This window comes from Klebsiella sp. 18074, assembly GCF_902705905.1.
In the GTDB taxonomy this organism is placed as follows: domain Bacteria; phylum Pseudomonadota; class Gammaproteobacteria; order Enterobacterales; family Enterobacteriaceae; genus Klebsiella; species Klebsiella terrigena.
Genome location: NZ_CACSIS010000049.1, coordinates 1 through 23,593, shown reverse-complemented (window position 1 = coordinate 23,593; position 23,593 = coordinate 1). Strand labels below are relative to the sequence as shown.

Annotated in this window: 25 protein-coding genes; 2 read left to right on the top strand and 23 right to left on the bottom strand. The window is 51.8% G+C overall.

Going from position 1 to position 23,593, the window contains the following annotated elements:
* Positions 1–49: 49 nt before the first annotated feature.
* Entirely contained in the window at positions 50–2,038 is a 1,989-nt protein-coding gene (locus GVK32_RS27480; RefSeq protein WP_159876655.1) for a sialate O-acetylesterase, read from the top strand.
* A gap of 10 nt (positions 2,039–2,048) precedes the next feature.
* Positions 2,049–2,831, top strand: a complete 783-nt coding sequence (locus GVK32_RS27475) for a hypothetical protein (protein WP_159874144.1) — start codon at positions 2,049–2,051, stop codon at positions 2,829–2,831.
* Positions 2,832–2,872: 41 nt separating this feature from the next.
* Here GVK32_RS27475 and GVK32_RS27470 read toward each other — a convergent pair whose 3' ends face one another.
* From GVK32_RS27470 to GVK32_RS27365, 23 genes are all read right to left on the bottom strand, one after another.
* Positions 2,873–3,718, bottom strand: a complete 846-nt coding sequence (locus GVK32_RS27470; protein WP_159874143.1) for a hypothetical protein — start codon at positions 3,716–3,718, stop codon at positions 2,873–2,875.
* Positions 3,719–3,721: 3 nt separating this feature from the next.
* Complete coding sequence (locus GVK32_RS29325) at positions 3,722–5,503, bottom strand: hypothetical protein (protein ID WP_227698081.1); 1,782 nt, start codon at positions 5,501–5,503, stop codon at positions 3,722–3,724.
* 77 nt (positions 5,504–5,580) lie between these two features.
* A complete protein-coding gene (locus tag GVK32_RS27460; protein ID WP_159873979.1) occupies positions 5,581–8,646 on the bottom strand; it encodes a host specificity factor TipJ family phage tail protein in 3,066 nt (1,021 codons plus the stop codon).
* Positions 8,643–9,029: a nitrite transporter gene (locus GVK32_RS27455; RefSeq protein ID WP_096904794.1), complete on the bottom strand. Its 387-nt coding sequence runs from the start codon at positions 9,027–9,029 to the stop codon at positions 8,643–8,645. Before GVK32_RS27455 ends, GVK32_RS27460 begins: the two co-directional genes overlap by 4 nt.
* Positions 9,030–9,036: 7 nt before the next feature.
* Positions 9,037–9,519, bottom strand: coding sequence for a DUF1833 family protein (locus GVK32_RS27450; protein ID WP_159873977.1), 483 nt, complete (start codon positions 9,517–9,519; stop codon positions 9,037–9,039).
* On the bottom strand, positions 9,506–9,985 hold the full coding sequence (locus tag GVK32_RS27445; protein ID WP_143967391.1) for a hypothetical protein: 480 nt from the start codon (positions 9,983–9,985) through the stop codon (positions 9,506–9,508). Before GVK32_RS27445 ends, GVK32_RS27450 begins: the two co-directional genes overlap by 14 nt.
* Positions 9,985–12,432, bottom strand: coding sequence for a phage tail tape measure C-terminal domain-containing protein (locus tag GVK32_RS27440; protein WP_159873975.1), 2,448 nt, complete (start codon positions 12,430–12,432; stop codon positions 9,985–9,987). The genes GVK32_RS27445 and GVK32_RS27440 overlap by 1 nt, the downstream gene beginning before the upstream one ends.
* Before the next feature lie 44 nt (positions 12,433–12,476).
* Complete coding sequence (locus GVK32_RS27435; protein ID WP_159873973.1) at positions 12,477–12,944, bottom strand: hypothetical protein; 468 nt, start codon at positions 12,942–12,944, stop codon at positions 12,477–12,479.
* A 64-nt stretch (positions 12,945–13,008) separates the two neighbouring features.
* Complete coding sequence (locus GVK32_RS27430; protein ID WP_159873981.1) at positions 13,009–13,272, bottom strand: phage tail protein; 264 nt, start codon at positions 13,270–13,272, stop codon at positions 13,009–13,011.
* Positions 13,273–13,304: 32 nt separating this feature from the next.
* Positions 13,305–13,658: a phage tail assembly chaperone family protein, TAC gene (locus GVK32_RS27425; protein ID WP_159873971.1), complete on the bottom strand. Its 354-nt coding sequence runs from the start codon at positions 13,656–13,658 to the stop codon at positions 13,305–13,307.
* 46 nt (positions 13,659–13,704) lie between these two features.
* Positions 13,705–14,235, bottom strand: a complete 531-nt coding sequence (locus tag GVK32_RS27420; RefSeq protein WP_159873969.1) for a KilA-N domain-containing protein — start codon at positions 14,233–14,235, stop codon at positions 13,705–13,707.
* Positions 14,236–14,415: 180 nt separating this feature from the next.
* Positions 14,416–14,898: a phage tail tube protein gene (locus GVK32_RS27415; RefSeq protein ID WP_159873967.1), complete on the bottom strand. Its 483-nt coding sequence runs from the start codon at positions 14,896–14,898 to the stop codon at positions 14,416–14,418.
* 58 nt (positions 14,899–14,956) lie between these two features.
* Positions 14,957–15,322, bottom strand: a complete 366-nt coding sequence (locus tag GVK32_RS27410; protein WP_159873965.1) for a DUF3168 domain-containing protein — start codon at positions 15,320–15,322, stop codon at positions 14,957–14,959.
* Positions 15,319–15,804: an HK97-gp10 family putative phage morphogenesis protein gene (locus GVK32_RS27405; protein ID WP_159873963.1), complete on the bottom strand. Its 486-nt coding sequence runs from the start codon at positions 15,802–15,804 to the stop codon at positions 15,319–15,321. The genes GVK32_RS27410 and GVK32_RS27405 overlap by 4 nt, the downstream gene beginning before the upstream one ends.
* Complete coding sequence (locus tag GVK32_RS27400; RefSeq protein ID WP_159873961.1) at positions 15,797–16,147, bottom strand: phage head closure protein; 351 nt, start codon at positions 16,145–16,147, stop codon at positions 15,797–15,799. Before GVK32_RS27400 ends, GVK32_RS27405 begins: the two co-directional genes overlap by 8 nt.
* 1 nt (position 16,148) lies before the next feature.
* Complete coding sequence (locus tag GVK32_RS27395; protein WP_159873959.1) at positions 16,149–16,346, bottom strand: hypothetical protein; 198 nt, start codon at positions 16,344–16,346, stop codon at positions 16,149–16,151.
* Between the two features lie 70 nt (positions 16,347–16,416).
* A complete protein-coding gene (locus GVK32_RS27390) occupies positions 16,417–16,743 on the bottom strand; it encodes a head-tail connector protein (protein WP_159873957.1) in 327 nt (108 codons plus the stop codon).
* Positions 16,740–17,786, bottom strand: a complete 1,047-nt coding sequence (locus GVK32_RS29320; protein WP_159974070.1) for a phage gp6-like head-tail connector protein — start codon at positions 17,784–17,786, stop codon at positions 16,740–16,742. Before GVK32_RS29320 ends, GVK32_RS27390 begins: the two co-directional genes overlap by 4 nt.
* Positions 17,783–19,141 carry a phage portal protein gene (locus GVK32_RS29315; protein WP_159873953.1) on the bottom strand — a complete coding sequence of 453 codons (1,359 nt, stop codon included), beginning with the start codon at positions 19,139–19,141 and terminating at the stop codon, positions 17,783–17,785. The genes GVK32_RS29320 and GVK32_RS29315 overlap by 4 nt, the downstream gene beginning before the upstream one ends.
* Positions 19,141–19,308 carry a hypothetical protein gene (locus GVK32_RS28985; RefSeq protein WP_166705584.1) on the bottom strand — a complete coding sequence of 56 codons (168 nt, stop codon included), beginning with the start codon at positions 19,306–19,308 and terminating at the stop codon, positions 19,141–19,143. The genes GVK32_RS29315 and GVK32_RS28985 overlap by 1 nt, the downstream gene beginning before the upstream one ends.
* A gap of 38 nt (positions 19,309–19,346) precedes the next feature.
* Entirely contained in the window at positions 19,347–21,281 is a 1,935-nt protein-coding gene (locus GVK32_RS27375; RefSeq protein WP_159873951.1) for a phage major capsid protein, read from the bottom strand.
* Positions 21,282–21,339: 58 nt separating this feature from the next.
* The gene (locus tag GVK32_RS27370; protein ID WP_159873949.1) at positions 21,340–22,998 is read right to left on the bottom strand and encodes a terminase large subunit; all 1,659 of its coding nucleotides are present in this window, start codon (positions 22,996–22,998) and stop codon (positions 21,340–21,342) included.
* Positions 22,999–23,001: 3 nt separating this feature from the next.
* Positions 23,002–23,511 carry a terminase small subunit gene (locus GVK32_RS27365; RefSeq protein WP_159873947.1) on the bottom strand — a complete coding sequence of 170 codons (510 nt, stop codon included), beginning with the start codon at positions 23,509–23,511 and terminating at the stop codon, positions 23,002–23,004.
* Positions 23,512–23,593 lie beyond the last annotated feature (82 nt).

Below are 23,593 nucleotides of genomic sequence, written 5' to 3'. Positions count from 1 at the left end.
TTCGCACAAACCCTCGTTTGCGCGAACGCTATTTTTTGGAGCAAAAAACATGTCCTATGTTCCACCCGTGGGAGAGACCACCGATCCCGATATTTTTATGGATAACGTCAAGCGCGCCGACCGGTTAGTTAACGGCGAAGAGGATACAGTGGACGACCGCGGCGGAGTGCCGTTGGATACCTGGCGCGGCATGATGGCGAAAAACGATGAGGTGCGCCAGAACCTGATCCCCCTCAGTCGACAGTATATGACTCTGGCCGCCGCTCAGGCAGACATTGCGAATATCCCGGACGGCAGCACTACGTATTACCGCAGCCCGGATGACAGCGCGCTGGCTGTTGAGGTAATCAACAATGCAGGTACGCTGGTACCAACCGGCCGGAAAATGCCATCACAATCACATGTTGATACATTATTGCCAGATGCCGGACTGACGACCAGCCAGGATATTTATGATGATGAAGGCATCCTGCTTGTTCATGCTCTTGCTGATGCAGAAGGCCGGGCACCACTAAGAATAAATAAACTGGGAGCGGTAGGATTGGCAAATGCTCAGATTGAATCTGCACCGGCTAATGCCGACGCTCATTGGGGAATAACGGATAACAGCGGCGTTCCATATATTTACGGCACGCCAATGGGTGGGGTCGGCGTGGGCAATACTGAGATTGTTGAAATCCCTGGGCCGCCTGGCATTGTTTTCTGTGACGCCAACTATATTCCTATGGCATGCACCCCTGGATTTGAGAGTGACCAGGATATTCCGGTAATTGGTGGTTCAGGGACGTCAGAAACGGTTACACCAGTCAGGTTGAGTGACTGGGTGGGTGTTCGCAGTCATGGGCAGTCGTTGTCGCTCGGTCAAATACCTGCTTCATCTGCAGCAACAAACCCACCTGTTTCAACTACGCAACCTTACGGGAATGTTGGGTTCAGCACGAATAATAACAGTTTCACTTCCGATACAGACACGGCAATCCCTCTCATTGAGCGTGCCTACACGCCGGAAAACTCTGTAAACCCGGTGTGCGAATCCCCCTGCTCAGGGGCATCAAATGGCCTCGTAGAGCGACTGGTGGCAGAGCGCGGGCTCACCTGGGATGCGCTGGGAACGGTCGTTTTCTCATCATCTCCAGGCCGTGGCGGTACGCCAATCTCTGGGTTGTCCAAGGGGACCACGCATTATCAGCGGGCGCTTGACCACGTGACTAACTCCGTCAGGCTGGCTAACAGCGCCGGGAAAACATTTTCTGAGCTGGCGATCTTGTGGACGCAGGGTGAGAACAACTACGGTGCAGGCACAAGCCGGGCCGACTATTTGGCACAACTTCGGCAGTATATTTCTGACATTAAAGCGGATACGGTCGAGATAACCGGGCAGAGCTATCCGCCTATGTTCGTCAGTTACCAGCTTGGTACGCATCGGCAATATTCACGGGATGTTCCCACTGTTGCACTGGCATTGCGAGATACTGCTCTTGATGGAGTTTCCAGACTCAGCCACCCCATGTATTCAGGTAGTTATCTGGATGGGGTCCATTGCACCAACAACACATATTTGATGTTTGCTAAATATTATGGGCGGACTGTTTATAAATTACTGAAGGACAACCAGTCAGGAAATAAACCGGGCATGCACTGGTTAGATAAGATCGGAGAGTACAGGCAGGGGAATATTGTTGAGCTTTATTTCAATGTGCCGACACCTCCACTCGTCATCGATACTAACTGGGTTTTAGAAACTGTTAATTATGGTTTTGATATCCGAGATGCGGCAAATAATTATGCGGTTTCGGACATTATCACCAGTGTTTCAATATCTGGTCAGGATAAGGTGAGGATTATCTGCTCCAGGCCATTAACAGCTACTGAGCAGATTACCTATGCCTGGGGGCGACCTGGTGATGTCGCGGAAACGGGAAGAAAGCTCGGACCTCGTGGCAACCTGAGAGACAGTGAGGGCGACTTGCCTGGTGAGAGCTACACAGACAGCGCAGGCACTTTGCGCAAACTCCACAACTGGTGTGTGATTTTTTAAGGAAAGTACAATGACCACGATTATTCGAAATAAAGACGTTGTTATTCAGAATCCGCAGCTGAAGCCAATTTATACACCATTTGTCGCCGAGGCCGGATTGTTAGCCGCATGGCGATTCGGTGACGGGTTGTCAGATCTGAGCGGGAACGGGCATACCCTGTCTGCTGTTGGAGCTCCGACGCGCGGTAATTACTACATTACTGGCGACAAAAACAACGGCTACCTGACCTCCGTTCCTGATGGTATTCAGCGCACACTGGTTGCGGTCTGGCGCAATAATAAGACAACAGCCACATTTGGTTACCCGGTTGGGAACCTGTCTCAAAGCGCCACTATCACCGGCGTAGGTGTGGGTTTATTCAGCAGCTCTGCGTCGACATTAAATCGAAACAGTGGTGGGGTAGGTAACACATTAAAAACCGACGCCCTCCTGGCTCGGGCGCCGGGTCCTGATGAATCATACGAAAGCCGGGTTAAATTCCGCTTTTCTGCGCTTTCTGTCGACGGTGCGGGTAATGCTGCTAATTTATACCTGCCAGCAGCAAACTCGGCTCTAATCCCTGCTACGTTAACGTCAGGTGCGAACCTGGCGAACCGCAGCATCCTGGAGGCTGGTCTCAGTAGTTTTTACCGGCTGATTAACTGGCGGGACCCTTCAACGCCTGACTCTGCGGAGACGGCGCTTGATGTTGCTGAAGTGCTGATTTTCGATCGTCCTCTGGACCTCGCGGCATTGCAGCGCACATATCAGCGTTCTCAGAATTATATTTCCGGGTATGGGCAAACTATCTAAAAGATAAGCGGCTATCACCATCGATAGCCGCTACCGTTTGGTTAAATGAGGTACTCATTGGCTAACGTTACAGCCTGAGCGATCAAATCAGTCGCAACAGTTGTTTTCCCGGTGAGGTTTGCCAGCATAGGGCGGCCAATTTTAATGTTACCCCACGGACCGTATATCGTGGCGGGGTAACTACCGATACGTGGGAGGTTGGTCGGCTGAGGCACCAAGCTATCCCAGGTGTTATTTGTTGCCGTGGCCACCAGGATATTATCGACGTAAATGCGCGTTACCAGCACGCCCGGTGTAGTCTCTCCGTCAGCGTATACGGACACCACGTGCACGTTCCCATCGGTCAGGAGCGCCAATTGTGCCGAGGCTGAAACTGCTGCCGAGCCCATCATCGCCCCCTGAACAGACTGCAGGCTGCCGGATGTGTTGATTAACGCCCAGATAGCAAAATTGATATTCGCCGAGGCCGTATTGTTTAGCCGTCCGAACAGGTTTACTGAGCGACTTGCTGCCGGCGTGCCATATCCTGACGCCGGCAGTTTTACCGCCACGCTCGCCAGGGCCCGTTTACAGCCCGTTGGTAATGAAAATTCCGCAGTCGGCAGCAGAACGTAATCATTAGTGCTTTCTGCGGCGCCGGTGAATTTCAGCATACCTGTTTCCAGCGTATGTGAGTTCGGCCCGTTTGTCGCATTGGTCCCGCCGCTCACCAGGTTGAGGAGGTTTGCGTACGCCGCTACAGGCGTTCCTGAGTCGTAGCAAATCTCGTTGCTGAAATCGAGCAGTCCCAGCGTTGCGACTCGAATAATGGCCGGGTCGTTTTCAAGATACACGGGATTTGCCCCGCTGCTGATCGGCGATGAATCCGATTTCAAAAAAATAGCCATTAGTTATCCTCTTCTCTGGCGGGTTTGATATCCCAATTCGGCGTAAACGCCATATCCTGTGGCGTTTGGATGACGGGGATCGCTGCGTAAGGATGATGGAACGATGTCGTTACCAAAATCAGTGACATCCTGTGCAATTGACGCGTTGTATCTGGAAACCAGTTCCTCGCGCAAATCCCGGCCATTACTGCCCCTGACGTAGTAGCCCGGGTATTTTTGAGAAAAATACTGATTAACTTCGAGGATGCGCTGATACCGTGTGCCGCCGAGAAGTTCCGACAGGTAGTTACAGGTATTAATACCGTAAACCAGTATGGGGCGACCTGATTTTTCAGCCTGGTTAACCAGCACATCGATATTGGTCTTGATAGCTGCTACATCTGCGTCGTAATCGGCGGCTGTCGTGGCGCCAGACCGAAAATCATTGATACCCACGCAAATCCACATCTCGCTGTCAGAGTGATCCTGCATCGCATACTCTGGCACAAACAACGAACCAGGAAGGCAGCGGAACCCGGAGCCGCTCAGCGCTGTCAGGTTGTAGGTTTCAACACCACCGGACGAGGTGCGCGTCACCCGGCATTTGATGCCCGAGATCCAGCCATCCAGCGTGTAGGTGGTGGTGTTTGATGATGTGGACAGGAAGCGCACATCCTGGCTCGGGTAGGCCGGCTCAGCTGTGGCACTCGCACCGTTAATCTGGGTGATAGTGACCGAATTGCCCGAAGCGGGAATTAAATCTCCATTAACGGTCAGGTAAATGGGTTTCGCCCCCATACGCATTGCCACCTGACCTGATTTTTGCCCGCCAATACTATAGTTTGTTGCAACGAACCCATTACCAATGAGCGCAGCTAACTGGTCAGGGAACGAATAACCGGCAGGGGCGCCTGTCCCGGCGCCGGTGCTGTCGCCTGCGGTATGGGATTTGTTGATAACAATACCGCCACTGTTTTCGACAGCTTCCAGCCTCGAAAAAATATCTCCTCCACGCGCACCGCCGCCCCCGAATATCGGTCGATTATCAGACGCCCTAAACACCACGCCGACCTGACCATTTTTCGCGACAATCCCGCCCCAGTATCCCGACCGCCCGCCAATATTTGCAACCTGCTCATCAGTTGTTACGGCAAATAATTTTACAAACATTGTTGACGTTATTTTATTGAAAATCGTTGGCACAGAGAGTCCATCACTTTCATTGGCTGCAACCAGAAAGCTGGAATTGATATTTACGGTCGCCATCCCGGATGCAATGTCAGTAAATGGTGTTAAAGATGACGTCAGCGCGGACAGAGCCCCGTACTTCCCGAATATCGGTTCGTTGTCGCTCGTGCGGAAATTCACACCAATGGTTCCATCTGCAGCGACAATCCCGCCCCAGTATGAAGATCTGTCGATATTAGGTGTGCGGTTTTTAATTTCGTCGATGTAGACCTTGGACACCATAACCCGACCTGTTGGCTCCAGCGTACCTGCATTGTTGATTACCTCAACAGCCAGCGCGCTGTCATCCGGGCTGCGGTAATACGTAGTGCTGCCGTCCGGGATATTCGCAATGTCTGCCTGAGCGGCGGCCAGAGTCATATACTGTCGACTGAGGGGGATCAGGTTCTGGCGCACCTCATCGTTTTTCGCCATCATGCCGCGCCAGGTATCCAACGGCACTCCGCCGCGGTCGTCCACTGTATCCTCTTCGCCGTTAACTAACCGGTCGGCGCGCTTGACGTTATCCATAAAAATATCGGGATCGGTGGTCTCTCCCACGGGTGGAACATAGGACATGTTTTTTGCTCCAAAAAATAGCGTTCGCGCAAACGAGGGTTTGTGCGAAAAGAGTTAATCGGGGGTTTTAGTGGGTGTTACGCGACGTCGCCGGGGTATGTGGCGTTGTCGTAGTCGTAAAATTCAGCTCGGTATTGCCGGGCGGTTACCTCGCATGTACCGTCATCCTGTGGCACAACCTCGGACACAATTGCGTCGTAGAGGTCGCTCTCAGAACTGCAGAAAACTAACCGGGGCGGTTCGATTATCGGATCGTCCATCAGGATATCGGCAAACTCAGATTGATACGGTACAGATACCTGATAGTTGTCACCCGTCGGTGACGCCTCAAATAGCCGTGATGCGGTTCCATCCTGATAACGCAGATAAATGCGTGGGTTTGCAAATGTCCAGTCCAGCGGCTCCGATACGTCGAATATTGTCACCCCACCAGCAGTAGCCATTGACTCAATCAGGCACGAAATGGTGTTACTGCCTGGGATATCATCCGTCAGCACAATACGATCCCCGACGTTGTAGCAGAGCGCGTCCAGCTCGGTCGTCGTTTTATGCGTCATGCGCTGCAGCTGGTATTTACTCAGTCTGCGCATACCAATCTGGTACGCGTGATCCGGATTACCTACACCGTCAGCCCGGAATGCCTCTATTTTCAGCGGCGTCGGGTTGCCTGGCAGACGGCATTGCACCGTTTCTTCTGCCCAGGTCGTGCCGTTGATATAGGTCACGTCAACGCCATCGTAATCGTCATCGGTCACCGTGCTGAAATCGGTCTGCAGCTCGGACACCATCTCGTGAGGAGTAATCGCCCCGGTCCAGGGTTTAACCCCTTCACGACCCACTGACGCAACAGATTGGGTATTCAGCAGAAAATAACTCTTACCTGCGGCAGCGATTTTCTGCAGCATTTCCAGTGCGGAGATACTGTCTCCCGTAAAATAATCAAAGGTTTCGCCGTTCGGGGTCCAGTACGCCTGCTCCAGAGCGTCAATCGCTACCGTGTCCATTCCCATATCCAGAGAGCGACCGACGTGGTAGAGCGCGCCAGAAATACTACGGGCAACGCCAGAATCATAAATCCGCGTAGCGACAACGTTTACGCGGCGGTCAGACTGAGCCGCCAATTTGCCCCCCGTCTCAACCGTAACCCCCATAAGGGTGACGCCAGCATAGGATGACGGCCGAGCCAGCAGCCGACCGCGTAGCGCCTGCCAGTACATCGAGTCGCGTGCGTTGTTCGACCCCTGCTCGTTCAGGCGCCTGCAGCGAACTTCGACGAGACCTGGTGAAGCCAGATTGAATCTTTCCGTGAAGCCGAGGCCGTTAACGTTCTTCAACGCGTAGACCCCCTTCTTGCTCGTCCAGCCAGCACCCGAGCCATACACACGGTACTGAATTTCCCATTCGCAATGGCGAATTCTTTTTTTGCCTTTGCTGTCGAACCCACAAATGCCAGACGGAAACGAGAAATTCACCTCGAAAGCGTCCACAACTTCATTTTCCGGACAGACAAGGAAAGGTCCCATCCAGGTATTGTTGTCGCTGATCCCCGTAGCCTGGTAGTCAATCATCGTGCGCGGCGAAAAACCAAGCCAGGTGGGATCAATAACACCGTCAATCAGGCGCTGAACTGTTGCGGTCGTGCCGTCTGCATCAGCAATGCGATATTCGTTACCACGATGAGCGAGAGAAAGCCGCTGCGAACCTTCAGGGACGCCCGAGAATGCAGCCCCGGTGACACTGCCATACGCCAGCGTGATGTTTGCTGTAATTGCAGGGCTCCCACCACTCGATGCTGTCCCGAGAGTAAACTCAGGGTCATCGCCGAAAACCGATACAGGGAAAATTGAATCAATATCGCCGCCTTTCCACGGGCTGGAGATTTCCACGATCCGCACCACCCCGCCATCGTCATGGGCAATCAATCCAGACCCCGTCAGCTTGGAGTTAATTGCATCCAGCAACCCTGACATTGTGATGTAGTTATCCACAAGTTGAACAAAATAGTAGTGGCCCTGCCAGAACAGAGAGAAGTTTTCATTATTTACTGAAAAATCGTAAGTAGTCGGTGCAGCATTTCCACGCACCGCAGAAGCGGTCCCCCCGACACCAGGCACTGCATCCTGTTTTGGGGTATAGGTAGCAATGAACAGATCATACTGGGCGCCGTTAATTTCTAGCGTGACCGGCATTCCTGGGCTCGGGTTAATCTCCGCGATAAGATCATTTGTCAGTACGCTATAACCCGCCGATGTCGATATCTGGAAGTTAGCAGGCGCGACAATTGTCACCAGCGCGCCAGTAACCCAGGATTCTGGCAGCGAGTTCCCTTCATCATCGTCAACGCTGGAATCGACCAACCCCGAAAACGTTACGGAAGGCCCTGAAACCGTCATGCTGTCGGCAGTGATATCGGTAGAATCTGGCGAAGTCTGGGCCATATCAAGACCGCTTCCGCTGGAAGTGCCACCGACCTCTGTCGAGTTGAACCAGTTTTCACTACGCCGATCACCTGAGACATCCGCACCAGGTGCATAAACGTTGTGACTAAACGAATCCCCTAACGCCAAAATTGGCGTTGAGCCCACTCTAATATCGCCATTCGTAAACGCGAAGTTCCCTTTCCCCAGGCAAACCATCATTTCAACAGTCATTAGCGTGGGATCATCAGAATTAAAGCGCGTCACTGGCTGTACGACATAATCGGGATAGATACGGCAGCGGCCAAACACTTCGCGAATGGGATCGCCGAGCTTAGCCTGGTTCGCTTTAGCCGGGTTTAAATCCAGCCCCAAACCATTTGAGGATGAGTAACCTCCCTTATCCATGTTGGACATGGTGATCAGCACATAAACAGCCGACGCTGCAGCAATAGCCGCTGCTGCCCATGCCGCGATTGTCGTCGCCGTCACCCCCTCGCCTGGGATCGGGTAGGCTTTTACGTCACTCTCAGCGCTGATAGAACATAACGGCCATTCTGCCGGTGGGACCGGTTTACCATGAACCTCGAAGGCGACACGCTGCGCCATCTCGTTACGGTAGTTATCGACGTGCTGCAGCATCCAGTCGTGAAGCGTCGTATCCCGGTGCTCGTAGGTTTCCAGCGGCTCACCAGGCAGACGCGACGGGTATAATCGAATAGTCACTGGTAATACTCCACTTTCAGGAACTGACGTTCAAAACGCGCCAGGGGGAGAATGGTTACGTTTCGCCGGGGGTTGCATTCGATCACGTAAAGCAACCCATCCATTTCGACGACTACGCCAAGATGGCCGATCATTTTCCCCATATAGCAGGCGGCCACCGCTCCGTTGCACGGCCTGCAGGGAGTCAGGTCACGCGAAAAACTCTCGCAAAATTCCCCCATCCCCGTGCTGCCTGGCTCTTTAATCACAGCCTCAAACGCAGGCCATTCAGGAAGGCCGAGGTCACGGCGAACCTCATGCACAATGCCGTAGCAGTCGAGAACAGGAAAAGCGCGGCCGCCCATCTGCCAGCGGACAGTCAGGTATTTATCAATGTTGAGCATGGGATACCTATCGGGAGTAACGAAGACCCTGGAAGTAAGTGAGGGTGTAGCGATCGCGCGGCCATGCGTAATCGAGCATGTTTTTAAATCCGGCGGTAACGTTTACCGTAAGCGGTGTCCAGGAGCCGCCTTTAACCGGCATGATGTAAGGCGGCTCCGCTGGTGCGGTCAGGTCAGTGGATATGTACTTCCTGAACGTAATGCTGGCACTGGATATGGCATCAATGGCCCTGCGTATAGCGGTGGAAACCACGCCATCGATGTTGCACAGCATAAATTTCAGGTCCTGCGTGCCATCCTCGTTTCTGGCAGGAAGGGAAAGGACAATGGCGCAGGCAATAAACGTTACGGTCGCGCCCTCTTCGGTAACGGCCGTAATGTCCTCGTAACCCTCGCAGAGATAATGCGTCTGGCCGCCAATATCGACCTGTAACGTACCGATAATGACCTCCTCCCCGGAGGACGCATAAAGGCGGTTAATCGCTGTCATGTTTAGGCCACTCCCTGTTCAAAGCGATATCGAGTAACGAGCTCCCGACAATCCACTCCGGATATTGTCCCCAGCCAACCGCCGGCAGCGGCCGTTCCCATAACTCAATGGACGCGGAATACCGCCAGTACAGGCCGCCTTCAGGCGTGGGGCCTTCATAGATATCGTTAAAACGGCAGACGTAATTTTTTTGCCCGACGGGCGTCAGCAGCGGCATGTTGAACCAGGCGCTGCCATCAGTAAGAACATCCCGGAACCACGCTTCAAAAGCCTGCGCCTGAGCATCGTTAAATATCCATGCAATATCGGTATTGGTTGGCACAGATGTGTAGGCTCGCCTTTGCCGGCGGCGACCCGTTACCATATCGGTGCTTTTTAGCGGGGATACAGGCTTCAACCCAAAGCTATCTTTCAACGGGCCAGGGAGAACGTCAGCGGGGTAGTAAAGCGTTGTGGTGATAGCCATCAGCGAATTTTCCTCCCCGAGTTAGTTTTCACCATTAGTGCCCTGTGCAGATCACCCTGCCCTGTAGTCACGGAATTAACTGCCCTTTTATAACCACGGTCGGCGCCCTCCGCTGCCGCCTTGCGCACGAGAGCGAGAGTCGCATCAGACGGGTTTCCATTTATTGGGATGGTGATGTTCGGAGCGTAGATAGCACCACTGCCGGTTGACTGGGTTGCAACCCTGTCCAGGGTCGCATCAAGTTTCGCACTGGTTTTAGCAGTCGTGACGCGCTCGCCCTTCTGCAGGAGCCATGTTCCGGTTTCCGGCACTGAGTCGATACCGTCGTGGGCCTGGCCGTGTAATGCCGATCCAATAGCCGTCATGAAAACGCCAGCAGCAGCGGCTGCTGCGATGGCTTGCATTGGCGCGACTACAGGACCAACGTAAGGAACGCCGATCCATTGCGTGAAGGCATTAAGCGCTGCCATTGCTACCTGCGCAGCGGCATACTGTAATAAAGCCGTCCCCACAGACTGAATGAAGGTCGCCGCAAAGTCCTGGGCATTTAACTTTCCTGTTTCTGCCCATTCGATAATCATATCGGTCATACTACTGAATGTTTGAGCACCAATCTGCTGCATATTTGCGTATAAATTTGAATAAGCAGCAGCCTGATCAGTTATGCCAGAGATGAAACCAGCAGCACCATCTTTTTCTAACTCGTCCTGTTTCTTATAATGCTCTTCCTGAATTTTAAGTCTCTCATTAAGAGAATTCTGCAAGGCTTCTTTCTTTTTGTCGTAAAGACTTTGATCTATATCTCCAGATTGCAGCTGATTTAAAAGGTCATCTTGTCGAGAAGCAAAATCCTGCTGAATATCATTATTATCCTGCATGCGTGAACGTTCACGGCTTCCAGAATAACGGCCAACAATCTGATTCTCAAACCCCTGCCGCACTAACTTATTCTGTTTTTCTAACCCAGAAACATATTCTGCAACCTTTGCATTTTCCTGGTTAAGTCGCAGCTCTTCTTTTTTAGAGTCGAGGACCTTTGCGGCAGAGCGAAGCTGTTCTTTTTGATCCTCTGATAATTTTTTCAGATTGCCACTGGTGATATCAAAGTTGATTTTTTCAAGCTCTGTAACTTCGGCTGTTTTCTTACCAGTAGTGTCAATAAGTGCAGCTTGTTTCTGTAGGTCTAGCAATCTACTTTTAAAAGCATTGTCTGTTTTATTTTCTGGCGTTTTAACCGGTTTTACGTTTGTACCTCCGGGAGGCAAAGCAAAAGGATTATCTGTCCCTACGGTGGCAACCTGAAGAGGTAGCACCGCCTTGCTCGCTTTAGAGAATTTATCTCTTGTTTCTATAAGAGATAGCAGCTCATCATTAAGGGATTTTGCGCTGTCATCTACCCCAGTAATCCAGCCAAACATCGACTCACTTTGAGAGTAAAACCCTTTTTTACCTTCAAGGCTTTTTTGTAGATAACTAATACGTTCATTAACTTGATCTATGTTAGAGAGGTCAATCTTACCACTTAGAGCAGCAAAACGGTTTCCTGTACTGGCAGCTAATTGACCAGCTCCAGCAGCTGCTTTTACAAGCCACCCAGCAAGTTGGGCAACTTCAGACACAAGATCAGAAATGCCCTGAAGAACCACAGGATCAGTCAGTACATCATGAAGCTTATCGAGAGAGTTTTGCAATGGAGAAAGGTCGACATTTGCCAACCCTGCAGCTATTTCCATTTTAAGACCAGCGACCTGCGCTTCCATGTCCTCGAATAATTGGTTCACTTTCACTAGATCATCAATCGAGGAAGGATCAGGAGCTACACCGTAATCTTTAGCGAGGTCAATAAACTGCTTGAGCTTTTCGTTGTTATTATCAAATAGCGGTAGCAGTTTTGATAAATCATTACCTAGACTTTCAAGGATAGTAGTCTTTTCGGCATTGGAGCCAATTTTTCCAAGTGACTCACCAATTGCAAGAAGCTGTTTGTCTGGGCTAACTTTTGATAATTTTTCTGCAGATAACCCAAGGGCGTTGAGTGCATCAACAGCTTCACCAGATTTATTTAGTACCGCATCGCCAATCTTATCGCCAATATCCTTGAAGATATCAGCCATTTGGTCACCGGAGACACCTGCCTTTTCAGCTGCAAACTGCCAAGCAAGAAGCTCTTGGGTAGATAATTGTAATGATTTAGCCCAGCGATCAGTTTCTGCTATTTGCTTGGATGTTGATTTCAGTAATTGAAATCCGGATGCGCCAACAGCCAGCCCAGCTGCAATAGCTGCGGCCCCTATACCTGCCAGTGCAGCACTGGATTTTGCCACATCATCTTGTACCTGCTTGCTCCACTTGGCTGATGCACGCTCAGCTTTATCCATCCCTGAAACAAATCCACCAACTTTTGCAACCAAGTCGATAGTCAGAGTTCCCAGTGACTTGCCAGCCATATATTCTCCAAGTGAAAAAAAGCCCGCTTTTAGCGGGCATTATTTTAACAATTGTCCTTTAACCTCCTTTTAAGGGTAGATTTAAAATCTTTCCTTAGTGATTCAGGGAGACCTTGTTCTAACCTATCGATTAAAGGCATATTCATGAAAAGGATATCATTAACGCTACTTGAACCATGTTTTTTTAAAAACATCATTGCAAGATTGTCTACAGCCAACATATTCAGGAATGGTTTACCATCTTTCAAAGAAACAAAGTCACCTGCCGAGCATGATTCTATTTTAGTGAAATCCACTTCTGGCAATGACTTCTTTCTACCTGAGAAGGAAATAAAGACACCAGCAAGAAAAAGAACAATCGCAATTAATAAATAATTTTGCTGTTGAGCCATTAGCCCAATGTTATTAACTCTTGTACCATCGCCAACTTCTACACTAACATCCATAAAGAACAATGAGTACACCGCAAGAATTACACCTGCCAGCGATAGCAACTGCCCTGAACTCTTCATATCATTCCCTCGTGATGATAGTTACCAAAAGGGTAGCAGGATTTTTAAAAGACAAAAACAATAATCAGTCCCAGGCTTTCATGGCTTCCTCAAGCGATAATGTGGGCTCGTTGATGTGCGGTGCAAAGTCGCTAACCTTGAAGGGTGGCGTGTTTTTTGACTTATTTATGTTTGCCAGGACAGAGGCCACCAGCGAAGCCCCCCACTCGGTGCGCATCATGATGTTTAGCGGGCCGTACTTGTCACGGTATTTGAGCCAGACCAGAAATTCCCTACGGCTCATCCGCTCCTGAGCCTCTGCGATAGTGCGGCCCCCGATGCCGTTCATCACCAGTTCGCACCAGAATTCATCCTCGCCGGTTAGCTCGTAGTCTTTCCCAGTTCATTAACGTCATGAATTGCCGCAAGCAGAGCCATAACGATCGGGCCATCCAGTGCACCACGCTCAGCTGTTGCAGTACCAAGAATGTCTGACGCGGTAAACACAGGGGCCCCATCCTGATCGCAGATATGTGCCGCGATACGCTCTGCAATCGGGTCCGATTTTCCGTTATACGCCAGCAGTTCGGCTTTTGTGGTGTGATAGCCCATCGGGCGAACAAAGACGGTGGCGATATGTTCTTTCCCGTCGCGACCTTTCCATTTGATCTCTTTCTCTACCGGGCGGCCAGTAAATGCTCCGGTTTCTTTTAGCGTATCAAGCGTGAGTTGCATGTTATCTCCTGTTAATGAAAGCCCACGCGGGTGGGCTATCCCAAATTTAAGCGACGCCTGGCAAATACAGTTGCACTTCATCAGCAGCCCGCTCCCGCGCTGTGTGGAGTAGCTGCTTACGGCCGCCAACCCCCCACTTCGCCATCTGGCTGGCGCACTGGCTAATCGCCTTGGTTTCTGTATTGATGATGTGGTCGATTTTGTTCAGGCGGGACATGGCGCCGATCCCCATGCGTACAACGGTTCGAAATACCTCATACACTTCAATCTCGAACTCTGGCTTAATCCATGCCGCGTAGCGAATAGCGAGCAGTTCAACACCCCACGCCCCAGCCTCATAACCGCCGTTCATTACCTTAACTGGTTGATTTTGTTCCAAAGCACTTTTTAGTGCTTTGGCCTGCAGCGCCTTAATGAAGCGCTTAATTTGGGCGCTTCGGAGAAACACGCTTGGCCGCTGAGACTCCGTCGCCTCACCATTTGCTACGGCTGCAGCATGGAGATCATTAAGGCTGTAGCGCCCATAGTCATCAACGCGAACGGAAACGCCGTTTACTGATACGGTTGGATATTGCATGGTGATTACCTTTCAAAAAAGAGACCTCTGTCTCACCAGAACGGCCATGCCCGAGCGCACCATGCTGCGATGGCGTTCTCAGAGGTCGCTTTTGTGAATGGTCTCGGGGCTGGATTGCGCGGGAGATGCGCCGCCAAATACTGTGGGGAAAAGCCCCGGGCTCTGCCGGGGTGTCTGGTCTTAACTCCCGGGCTGGACTTTACGTACCCAGACCCCGGGGCCGCTGCGCTGCATCGTGGCGCTGGTTGCCACAACCGCATTAGCCTGGAAGTCAAACGGGAAGTCGCTGACATAGGCGCGGAATGTGTACCAGGTGCGATCTGTCGGCAAAACCATTTCCCCGGCAGAAACGGTAGGGACAGATTCGCCATCAGACCAAGCAATAGCCCACTGGATCAGCTCGTCCTGGTATTCATCCAGTTCGGCCAACTGCCACATCAAATAATGCGAGTCATTATCTGGATCGGCATTAATTGTTACCGACGCCTGCCCGGGGGTACGCAGGCCCTTTTTATACTGGCGGCTGTTACGTTCACTGAGACAGGTGTCTTCAATTTGGTCGGCCGGGTTGGCCCCAGGGTTAAAACTGGTGATGCATTCAATTTCATGAATGACACCACGGATCAGCGCATAGAGTTGAGTACCCTGCGTTAAAACAGACATAGTTATCTCCAGAAATAAAAAAACCGGCTCTGGCCGGTTTATGGAAGGATTAGGGAGGTTATCGTTTGACTATCCAGTCAACGTCGAATGAATAACGGTAGCGTTTTGTTTCCGGATCACGGCTCTGAGCTCCCCACCGAGTGATGTAGGCGTGTGGTTCGATGGCATCACGCAGCGCCATTGCCACTGCCTGTGCCGATAAAGCAGTAACCGAATAGATATCCACCTGGAGCGTGTAGCTGTCCGCGTCGGGGCGTCTGTCCAGGTAATTCTCTGGCTCTCCGCTGAGGTTTTGCCATACGACATAGGGATAAACGATATTGTCATCCTGCAGCCCGAATGGGTAAAGCCGCACCGGGCTTGAACCGATCAACGCTGTTACCGCCTGGCTGGCAGCACAAACGTCAAAGATAGGTGCAATCATCCTCTGCCCCCTTTCTTGGCAGCTCTGGCTATCGCTCGATCGATGGCCTTCCCATATTCCTCAACGAACGTATTCGATGCCTCGCCAGCACCGTTTTCTGCTGCGGGTCGCATGAAAGGTTGAGCGCGCATTTTTTCCGTTCCAAACTCCAGCAGGCGCCAGTGTGGTGTGGGGGCATTTTTGGCTTTATCAGGATGCTTTTTCAGCACTGCACCATGTAAAACACCGATTCTGAAAGCAAGATTACCGTTACGCTTAAACTCGCGGCCATTCCAGCGCACTGCGATGTTATCCGCTATGCTTCGTCCTGTTTCCGGATCATCAAGTCTTCTGGCGTTTGCCTTTGCCCTGTTGGCAATAACATTGGCCGCTTTCCTTAAAGCCGCTCGCCCTCCCTTACGCTTCATGTCATCGCTAATTGACTGAAGTTTCCCTATCAATTCATCAACTCCGGTCAACTGATATTCAACACCGTCAGCCATCGTTAACCCCTTCTGAGCAGGGAAGCGTTAAATACTCCAGCCCACTAACCGGATCAGGGAGTACGCCCTCAACGTTATAAATTTTCCCGCGGTATAAGATTCGACATTTAGCAGTAATATCGTCGCGCCGGCGGATTGTGATCCTGGTGGTTATCTCGTTCTGGGTTGCCTGGGAGGAAATAAATTCCCTGGCCGAAAGCGGGTAAACTTCGGCCCAAATGCCATTATCAGCAGTTGACTGAACAAGGTTGACCCAATTTTTCACAATCTCGCCGGTTTGCGGATCCTGAACCGAGACAAACTTTTGGGGTATGACTCGATGGCGAAGTTTGCCAGCCTGCATATTACCCCCTGGGTTTTCCGCTGAGATAGGTCTGTCGCTCTACAGGCTCCTCCAACTCATCAGCCAGCGACTGAATAATGATGTCACACAGGGCCGTATTTGATTCAGCCAGGCGGTTTATCGCTTCCGTCTGCTCTCTCTGTGCCGCGGTCTGTTCGTTCAGCGCTGCTATCAGCGCGTTTACCTGTTGCTCGTTCATAGGCAATTCTCGTCCACTTTTTTATCCACTCGCGCCGGCTGGCGCAACCTGAGCAAGCCATAGCACCACCTTAAAGAATTGTTGGCTGTCGCAGATCGTAAATCAGCATCGTTATGGAGAAGGGAAGTTCACCCTGTTTTAGTTTCTCTTCCTCTTCGCCGTTTCGATTACGGTCGAGATAACCAAGTAACCGCAAAAGAGACTCCTGCATACGCAACAAAGGCTCACCTTCAATCAGTTTACCCTCGTCATCTACCACCTTGTCCCGACTTCCCTGAATATAAGAAAGCAGTGCAGCACTGCCGGCCTGAATTTTCAGGAGGAGATCATCATCTCCAGCATCATCATCAATGCGCAGGTGCTTTTTTGCCTGGATAAGCGTTACCAGTTCGATCACGTTTTATCCCTCCCGTCTCTCCCGCGTTTGGCGGCAAGTGTCCAGCCTTTAGAACCAGGTTCGCCAGGTTTATCCTGCGTGATTTCGTCACAATGCCAGAGTGAGCCAGCCCATGTGACCGTATCACCTGGCAGGTATTCATCGCCCGATTTGAATACGCCGCGGTACACCATAGCCGGTATATCGAAAGCTTTTTTCTCACTGGCACCGCTGGCACGGTTGACCGTAACAGTAAAATTGCGTTGACCATCCATGCTGATATCAACGGCTGATACACCATCGACTATGCATTCCCAGCCACGCAGACCGTGGGTTTTCTCGTAAGCACGCCAGAGGCCGCCGTTATGGGTTGCATAAGATCCGCGAGGATAGCTTTTCCCTTCATCAATGAAGGGCTGTAATTCAAGGTGCAAAGCATCACGTCCGTCCTGCGCCGGCGGCAGCGCGCCGACCGCATCATCCACCGCCTGCTTCAGCACCGCCGGATCATAATCTTTGCCGTCACGCGGGACCGGGATTTCGCCTACCGCCGCAGTGACCAGCTCCTGCAGCAGCGGCCGCACGTCTTCCGGCGTCACGCTCCTGCCGTCCTGCGCCGGCGGCAGCGCTCCGACCGCGTCATCCACCGCCTGCTTCAGCACCGCCGGATCATAATCTTTGCCGTCACGCGGGACCGGGATTTCGCCTACCGCCGCAGTGACCAGCTCCTGCAGCAATGGTCGCACGTCTTCCGGCGTCACGCTTTTACCATCCTTCGGCGCAGGTATAGCGGCAACAGCGGCGCTGACCATAGCGCTGATGTCCGGCAACTGCGGAATATCGGGAGCCGGTAATGATGCAACTGCATCAGCCAGCAGCACGGTAAGGTCAGGTGCCGGAGAGTCCTTCAGGGTCGAAATTTCCTGGGTGAGCGCTGCCAACTTCTCTTCTGTTTCCTTCAGGTGGTCGTCCAGACTTTTTCTGAAAGATTCACGTAGTTCGCTTAGCGCCTGGGAGAATTCCTCGCCAAGAGCCCTGATAAGGGAAAGTTCACGTTCATTCATTTGGCTAACAATCCTCGCAGCATCGCTTTTGCCGCCGTCAGTTCAGATTCAGACATGGCTTTCCCGCCAGATTCCTCTGGTGCCGTGACGCTGCTGGCGCCAGATTTAGCAAACGGATCATCAGAAGCATCACGCCGTGCCAGTGCTTCAAGGCTGAAGTTTTGCTGCTGAAGATACAGCGCATCACCGCCAGGTAAAGGAGGAAGATTTTCACTCCTGCGCGCCTCATTCGGCGTCAGGATTGTATTTTTTACGCCTTCACCAAGAGATTTGATGCGGCGCTCACTGTCCATGCGCAGCAGCGCATTAACATCAAATTCCGTACCCGTCTCGCCATCGAGATCAAAGGCTTCATCCAGAAGCAACTCGATCGACTCAATGAGCGACTGAAGGCACTGCGAATAATATTGCTGGTCTTGTGCTTCAATATTGTCGTGAGTGGGGAGCTCGCCGACACCAACTTTATAGGCCGGGACATGAAACACAGAACAGATGATCTGTGCCGTCATGCTTAGTTGCTCGACAGTTTGAGCATCAGCAGCTGATACCGTTGTTGGATTGTATTTAGCACCGTTACTCAGAATGGCGGTCTTGCCTGCATTCTCGCCGGAATATCCGGTGTCCCAGTTTTCTTTTATTTTTCTGGCGTTCTCTTCGGTCAAAGACCCAGGAACCTCGATGACACCGCTGGGCTTACCACCGTTACGGAAAAAATAGGCGGAATTTTCCTGTATGTGATGACCCTGCATCGCCGCCAGGCCAGCTGCGTAAATGGGTGACAAACCGATGAGCGGATGGAAAAGGCAATTGAAACGATCGTGAATCACCTCGCGTGCAGGGACGGTCACCGACGATTCAATGCCAGTCATGTTGTCAGGGTTGATCTGATAGAAGACAGAGCCATCATCCGCCACCAGCGGTGTAACTTTGTTCCAGTCAAGCAGCCTGAGTTCAGTGATTTTTCCGGTGTTATTGCGGATTTTTAACGCTACCGTATTTCCGTGACACAACTTTGAATTCAGCCAGTGCTCAAAGAACTGGATCCTGTTCTGAAAGGCGTTTGGCTTTTTGTACAGCGCCGGAACATCTCCTAATTTTACCTCCTGCATGACTCCCTTTGAGTCACGCCGCATCAGGCGCGGAGGCATTTTGGCAATATCACTCGCGATCAGCGATATGCAGGCGAAGACAGCATAATAAGAAAGAACAGTATCCTGCCTGATTTCAAGGTTACGCTGCCATGCTCCGGAAAATGGCTCATGTATAAAGCTGAATAACGGGTTCCAGCCTCCGCGACTGGCAGGCTGCTGCAGGGCTTTTTCATTACCCTGTTTTCTCCGGAAAGGGTTCCACATTAGCCGTTCTCCGCTTTTCGCTTGTTCTTTTTGCCATCAGTACGCGCGCCGACGAAATATTCCGCCTTGCCAAGCAGCACCAGCACCTTTGCGCACCGATCGTCCACGGCTTTCACGTCGCCCGGCACCGAGTCATGGGTACGTTGCAGATATCTGATTTTTGCCATGCAATGCGGCGGGGTTTCCCCCGCCCTCCTTCCGCTGTTTAGCTGCCCTGGCTTGAGCTGTAGTTCACACCAGAGATAACCGCTACCGCTGCTGTACGACGGCGCTTCCAGTTGATCCAGCGCTCGGCGCGGATAGCGACACTGTTGGTCTGGAACATGGAGACCAGTTCGGTGCCGGTCGGGGTGATGCTGTCGCCGGTGGGTTCGCTTTCCATTTCCAGCGATGCTTCACGCGACATATCCACTGCCACACCACCATCATCTGCCAGGTAAATATCCGGTGCGTTCACCAGCACAAGCTGGTTACCAACGTACTGGGATACAATGACCGGAAGGCCCTGGAAGGTACCGCCAAGAAGCGTCATCTCAGGGTATTCTTTCTGACCCAGAGCATTCTTACGCATGGACAATGCCAGCGCAGTAGTACTGGACATCAACCAGACCGCGCCATTCGGCTGCAGGTTAGCTGCTACGAAAACCCCAAAGGCGGCTGCAGCGTCGTCATCCGGGCTACCGGTGGACGGGATCGCAGCAATACCATTAGTGACAGATGCAGGAGAAACGTTAGCAACTTCAGCTTTTGACGGGTTGATAAAGTCCGTATCCAACCTGGCAATGACCGCTTCGGCCAGGGCGTTACGCACCAGCGAATCGGCAGCCGGATTAGAGAAGCGGATCAGCTCGTCGGTCAGTACAGCAATAGCCGCCACTTTGGCAAAGCTGAACGTGATCGACTCAAAATCGAATTTGGTCAGCGGTTTGGCCTTGCCCTGCCCCACCCAGTTTGCCGAACCGCCGGAAGTTTGCGCCGGGATGCGGATGTTGAACGGGACCTGACGCAGAGCCGGGATGCTGCCCTGCCCGAATCGGCCGATAATGGTTTGCGGGCGGAGGAATTCAACAAAATCCTGTGCATATTCCTGATATTCCACCAGCGCACCAGCCCAGGTCGGATCGGTAGTGGTACCTGCACCTACAGCGGCCTTCAGTACATGGTGAAGCTTCGCATCGTCTGGATACTGTTTCCGGGCAATCTCCAGCGCTTCGGAGCGGCTGCCGTTAGCGGCGGCCAGCGCTTTCGCGAAGCGGGCAAAGGCGATGCCTTTTTCCAGCTTCTGTTCAACACGGATGATGCCTGGCGCACCAGTCTTAACGGTAGTGACTTCACCGTTAGCGGCTTTTGATACCGGTTTAGCGGTAGATGCCATATTGCCTTCCATGTCGCGCAGGCGTTTGAGGTGCGCATCGACGGATTTAATTTCAGCGGAGGTATTGTCGTAGCTTTCCTCTTCCTCAGCATCCAGCGTACGCCCGTCTTCAGCTGCTTTTGACATCACCTCATCAAGAGATGCCACCAGCGCCGCTCGCTTCGCTTCGAAGCTCTTAATTTGTTCTGCGATATTCATCGAATTGGTTCCTTTTTTGGTATTGGTTGCTGTAGCGCCAGCGGATTTTGAGATTTTTACTACCGGCTTCTCATTGCCTATCGCGGCGAGAAGCTGGCGGTCATACGACTTAACGGTTGTGATGCTGCATTCCGCATTCGCAGGAATGGTTACGGCAGAAACTTCCAGGAGTTCCCACTCCAAAAAATGAATGCCACCAGCATCAAGAAATGCGTACTTGATTGGTTTGAAACCAATCGACAGACCTTTGACCAACCCTGACTTAATCGACGCCCATGCCTCATCAAGCCGGGCAATAAGTTGGGATGGCATATCAGGCGTCGGCTTTACCAACTGCGCTGTAATCTGCAGGCCGTCATTGAGCTTTTTTGCGGAACAGTTACCGATGGGTTGTAATCTGTCATGCTGCCAGAGGAATGGGTTCTCATTTCCGAACCGCGCACCTCCTGGCTCCATAATGTCTCCGTCACGATCCGGTGATGGTGTTGAAGCTATGCCAACAATAATCCGCTTATCTTCATCAACCGATTTCACCGTCATGAGGGTACAGGCGCGATTAAGCGTCATTTGATTGCCTCCAGAAACGAAAAAACCCGCCTGAGCGGGTCATTAACTGACGTGTTTGTTATACGAAAAATACCTGGTAATCTTTTTTAGCTGGCTCCGGGTTAAGGGCCATGAGAGAAACTGCGTTAAACAGCGCCATCAGCGGGTCAATCTTGCCCTTACCGCTGGCCTGTTTGGTGATCAGAATGGCGTTGCCTTTCGGTTCTACCCGGGCGTTACCCACGCACCAGGCCATCATCGGCTGTCCACCATGTATCAATATTCCTTCGGCAAGCTTTCTCTCAGTGGTTTTAATCGCGCCGCCAAGGCGCCAGCCCTGGCTGACACCAACCACCGATTCAGCAGGAATACCCACCTCAATCAGCGCATCGAGTATCTGCCCGACTCCAGACGGGTCGATGCCGATCTTGTCGAGCAATTCAGCAGCGTGGATCCTGCTGACGTACTCGGCCACCTCTTCCGTATCCTGTCCGACGCGTTTCACGATGGTCAGATCACCGGCTCTCACGAAGTCGTTAAATCGGGACTCTTCACTTTTACGCCGGCGGATCGCTATCTCATGTGCCCACGCATGACACCAGCAGAGCCATTCTCTTGTCTCAGCATCACGCCCGAGGGCAGAGACCCCCAGCAGGTCATCAAGGCCGCCGCCGTCTATTCCGACGGTGATGACCTCTGATCGTCTTAATAAATCTTCAAAACTGACACGCTTTGCCTGCTGTTCCCAGAAATCGACGCCCGCCCAGCGGTCGCTGCGCAGGTTAAGGCCAATTTCAATGTTGAGGTGCTTTGCCAGAAACTGCTGTAGCGTACCGTCAGTTTTGGCCTGATTTTTACGGAGCTGATCTTCTATCCATTCAGCACTAACAGAACGCCCGATATTAGGGTTGGTGATGTAGAAGTTTTTCGGATCCAAGTAAGCCTTACTTTCCACCATATGCTCAGGAAATTCGTACAGGATTCCAAGCGTTTTGGAGTCGCTTATTTGGCCGTCTCGGACTTTACGCCAGTAATCAAGACGCTCTTTGAAAACCCCCGCAGGCGGCTCATCGCTTTCTGTGGTGAGGAATATCACCCACCCTTCATTACGTGAGACCTGACCGCCAAGCGCTTCCATGAACATCGCTTCGGCGTTGGCTCGCTTCCCAAACAGCCATAGTTCATCAACCAGAATACGGCCGGCCTTCTTACCAGATACCGTGTCGGTATCCGCGGCAACTACTTTCAACGTATTTCGCGTAACCCTGTGTGTAATCGTACGGATATGATCCTGAATCTGGAACATATCGGACAGCTCTTCGTCAGCACGTATCATGCCAGCTGCGGGTTTGAAGCTGTTATCAGCGACCTCTTTCGTGGGCGCCAGGATCAGATGTTCCTCATCCTCGCGCCAGCAAAGGATCAGAGCGGTAAGCATGATGCCTGCAGCAATGGTCGATTTTGTGTTTTTTTTCGATATCAGCAGTCCGTATTCGCGGATCAGTTGGTTGCCCGTTTCGGCGTCATATCCGCCGAAGATGACTTTCACGAAATCAAATACCCACTCTTCAGAGCATTCCCCGAATGTCGGTTTACCCGGCAGGTCAGAAACTCGCAGTTCACGGAAAATACTGAGCGCTTGCTCTGCTAAGTCAGGGAAAATAGGCGGAGGAATGATGGACTCACCGGCAACCAGGCGAGCTTCCCAGTCCATACAGGCTGTAGACCACTGCGCCATAAATTACTCCTTGTTATTGACGACCAACTTTGGAGGAGCCATTGCGCCAAACTTGCTTGCACCAGCAGTTGCTTTTGCGGCGGCGTGACGCGCATCTTTTTTCCCGGTTTCACCTTTTTTAGGGTGGATATAGGGAAGCATGGCCTTTGCAGCATCCTTCCTGACGTCAATTTCTTCGGAGATATCGTTCATCACGGCCATGAGAAACTTGAGTGGATCATCATATTCACCAGTAACAGGTGGCGCCTCTGTTGGTGTTACAGGAGCCTTATTTTTTTCAGGGCTGTTTACCGCTGGGGTGTAAACTTTTTTGCCGTACGTTGGTACGTCGTCTGTCTCGATGACTTCCTTTTTTTTTCGTGTAATAAACGCGATGATTTCCGGGTCTTTTGCAAGCTGCGACCCCTTGGACCGTGCGGATTTCTCCGAATACCCCGCTTTTATTGCCGCATCTTTTTGAGACATGCCGGACATCAGCGCGACAGCGAATTTCCGCTTTTGCGCTGTTAACATGTTTACACCCTCCAAAAGGGAATTTTTTCTGTGCGTGAGAGGGGGCGCGGTGTCCAGGACGATCGAGGTTAACACCCAACCC

What these genes read in the sequence shown, in the direction of transcription:
- GVK32_RS27480 (WP_159876655.1), top strand. Translation starts at nt 50, where the DNA reads ATGTCCTATGTTCCACCCGTGGGAGAGACCACCGATCCCGATATTTTT.
- GVK32_RS27475 (WP_159874144.1), top strand. Translation starts at nt 2,049, where the DNA reads ATGACCACGATTATTCGAAATAAAGACGTTGTTATTCAGAATCCGCAG.
- GVK32_RS27470 (WP_159874143.1), bottom strand. Translation starts at nt 3,718, where the DNA reads ATGGCTATTTTTTTGAAATCGGATTCATCGCCGATCAGCAGCGGGGCA.
- GVK32_RS29325 (WP_227698081.1), bottom strand. Translation starts at nt 5,503, where the DNA reads ATGTCCTATGTTCCACCCGTGGGAGAGACCACCGATCCCGATATTTTT.
- GVK32_RS27455 (WP_096904794.1), bottom strand. Translation starts at nt 9,029, where the DNA reads ATGCTCAACATTGATAAATACCTGACTGTCCGCTGGCAGATGGGCGGC.
- GVK32_RS27450 (WP_159873977.1), bottom strand. Translation starts at nt 9,519, where the DNA reads ATGACAGCGATTAACCGCCTTTATGCGTCCTCCGGGGAGGAGGTCATT.
- GVK32_RS27445 (WP_143967391.1), bottom strand. Translation starts at nt 9,985, where the DNA reads ATGGCTATCACCACAACGCTTTACTACCCCGCTGACGTTCTCCCTGGC.
- GVK32_RS27440 (WP_159873975.1), bottom strand. Translation starts at nt 12,432, where the DNA reads ATGGCTGGCAAGTCACTGGGAACTCTGACTATCGACTTGGTTGCAAAA.
- GVK32_RS27435 (WP_159873973.1), bottom strand. Translation starts at nt 12,944, where the DNA reads ATGAAGAGTTCAGGGCAGTTGCTATCGCTGGCAGGTGTAATTCTTGCG.
- GVK32_RS27430 (WP_159873981.1), bottom strand. Translation starts at nt 13,272, where the DNA reads ATGAACGGCATCGGGGGCCGCACTATCGCAGAGGCTCAGGAGCGGATG.
- GVK32_RS27425 (WP_159873971.1), bottom strand. Translation starts at nt 13,658, where the DNA reads ATGCAACTCACGCTTGATACGCTAAAAGAAACCGGAGCATTTACTGGC.
- GVK32_RS27420 (WP_159873969.1), bottom strand. Translation starts at nt 14,235, where the DNA reads ATGCAATATCCAACCGTATCAGTAAACGGCGTTTCCGTTCGCGTTGAT.
- GVK32_RS27415 (WP_159873967.1), bottom strand. Translation starts at nt 14,898, where the DNA reads ATGTCTGTTTTAACGCAGGGTACTCAACTCTATGCGCTGATCCGTGGT.
- GVK32_RS27410 (WP_159873965.1), bottom strand. Translation starts at nt 15,322, where the DNA reads ATGATTGCACCTATCTTTGACGTTTGTGCTGCCAGCCAGGCGGTAACA.
- GVK32_RS27405 (WP_159873963.1), bottom strand. Translation starts at nt 15,804, where the DNA reads ATGGCTGACGGTGTTGAATATCAGTTGACCGGAGTTGATGAATTGATA.
- GVK32_RS27400 (WP_159873961.1), bottom strand. Translation starts at nt 16,147, where the DNA reads ATGCAGGCTGGCAAACTTCGCCATCGAGTCATACCCCAAAAGTTTGTC.
- GVK32_RS27395 (WP_159873959.1), bottom strand. Translation starts at nt 16,346, where the DNA reads ATGAACGAGCAACAGGTAAACGCGCTGATAGCAGCGCTGAACGAACAG.
- GVK32_RS29320 (WP_159974070.1), bottom strand. Translation starts at nt 17,786, where the DNA reads ATGAATGAACGTGAACTTTCCCTTATCAGGGCTCTTGGCGAGGAATTC.
- GVK32_RS29315 (WP_159873953.1), bottom strand. Translation starts at nt 19,141, where the DNA reads ATGTGGAACCCTTTCCGGAGAAAACAGGGTAATGAAAAAGCCCTGCAG.
- GVK32_RS28985 (WP_166705584.1), bottom strand. Translation starts at nt 19,308, where the DNA reads ATGGCAAAAATCAGATATCTGCAACGTACCCATGACTCGGTGCCGGGC.
- GVK32_RS27375 (WP_159873951.1), bottom strand. Translation starts at nt 21,281, where the DNA reads ATGACGCTTAATCGCGCCTGTACCCTCATGACGGTGAAATCGGTTGAT.
- GVK32_RS27370 (WP_159873949.1), bottom strand. Translation starts at nt 22,998, where the DNA reads ATGGCGCAGTGGTCTACAGCCTGTATGGACTGGGAAGCTCGCCTGGTT.
- GVK32_RS27365 (WP_159873947.1), bottom strand. Translation starts at nt 23,511, where the DNA reads ATGTTAACAGCGCAAAAGCGGAAATTCGCTGTCGCGCTGATGTCCGGC.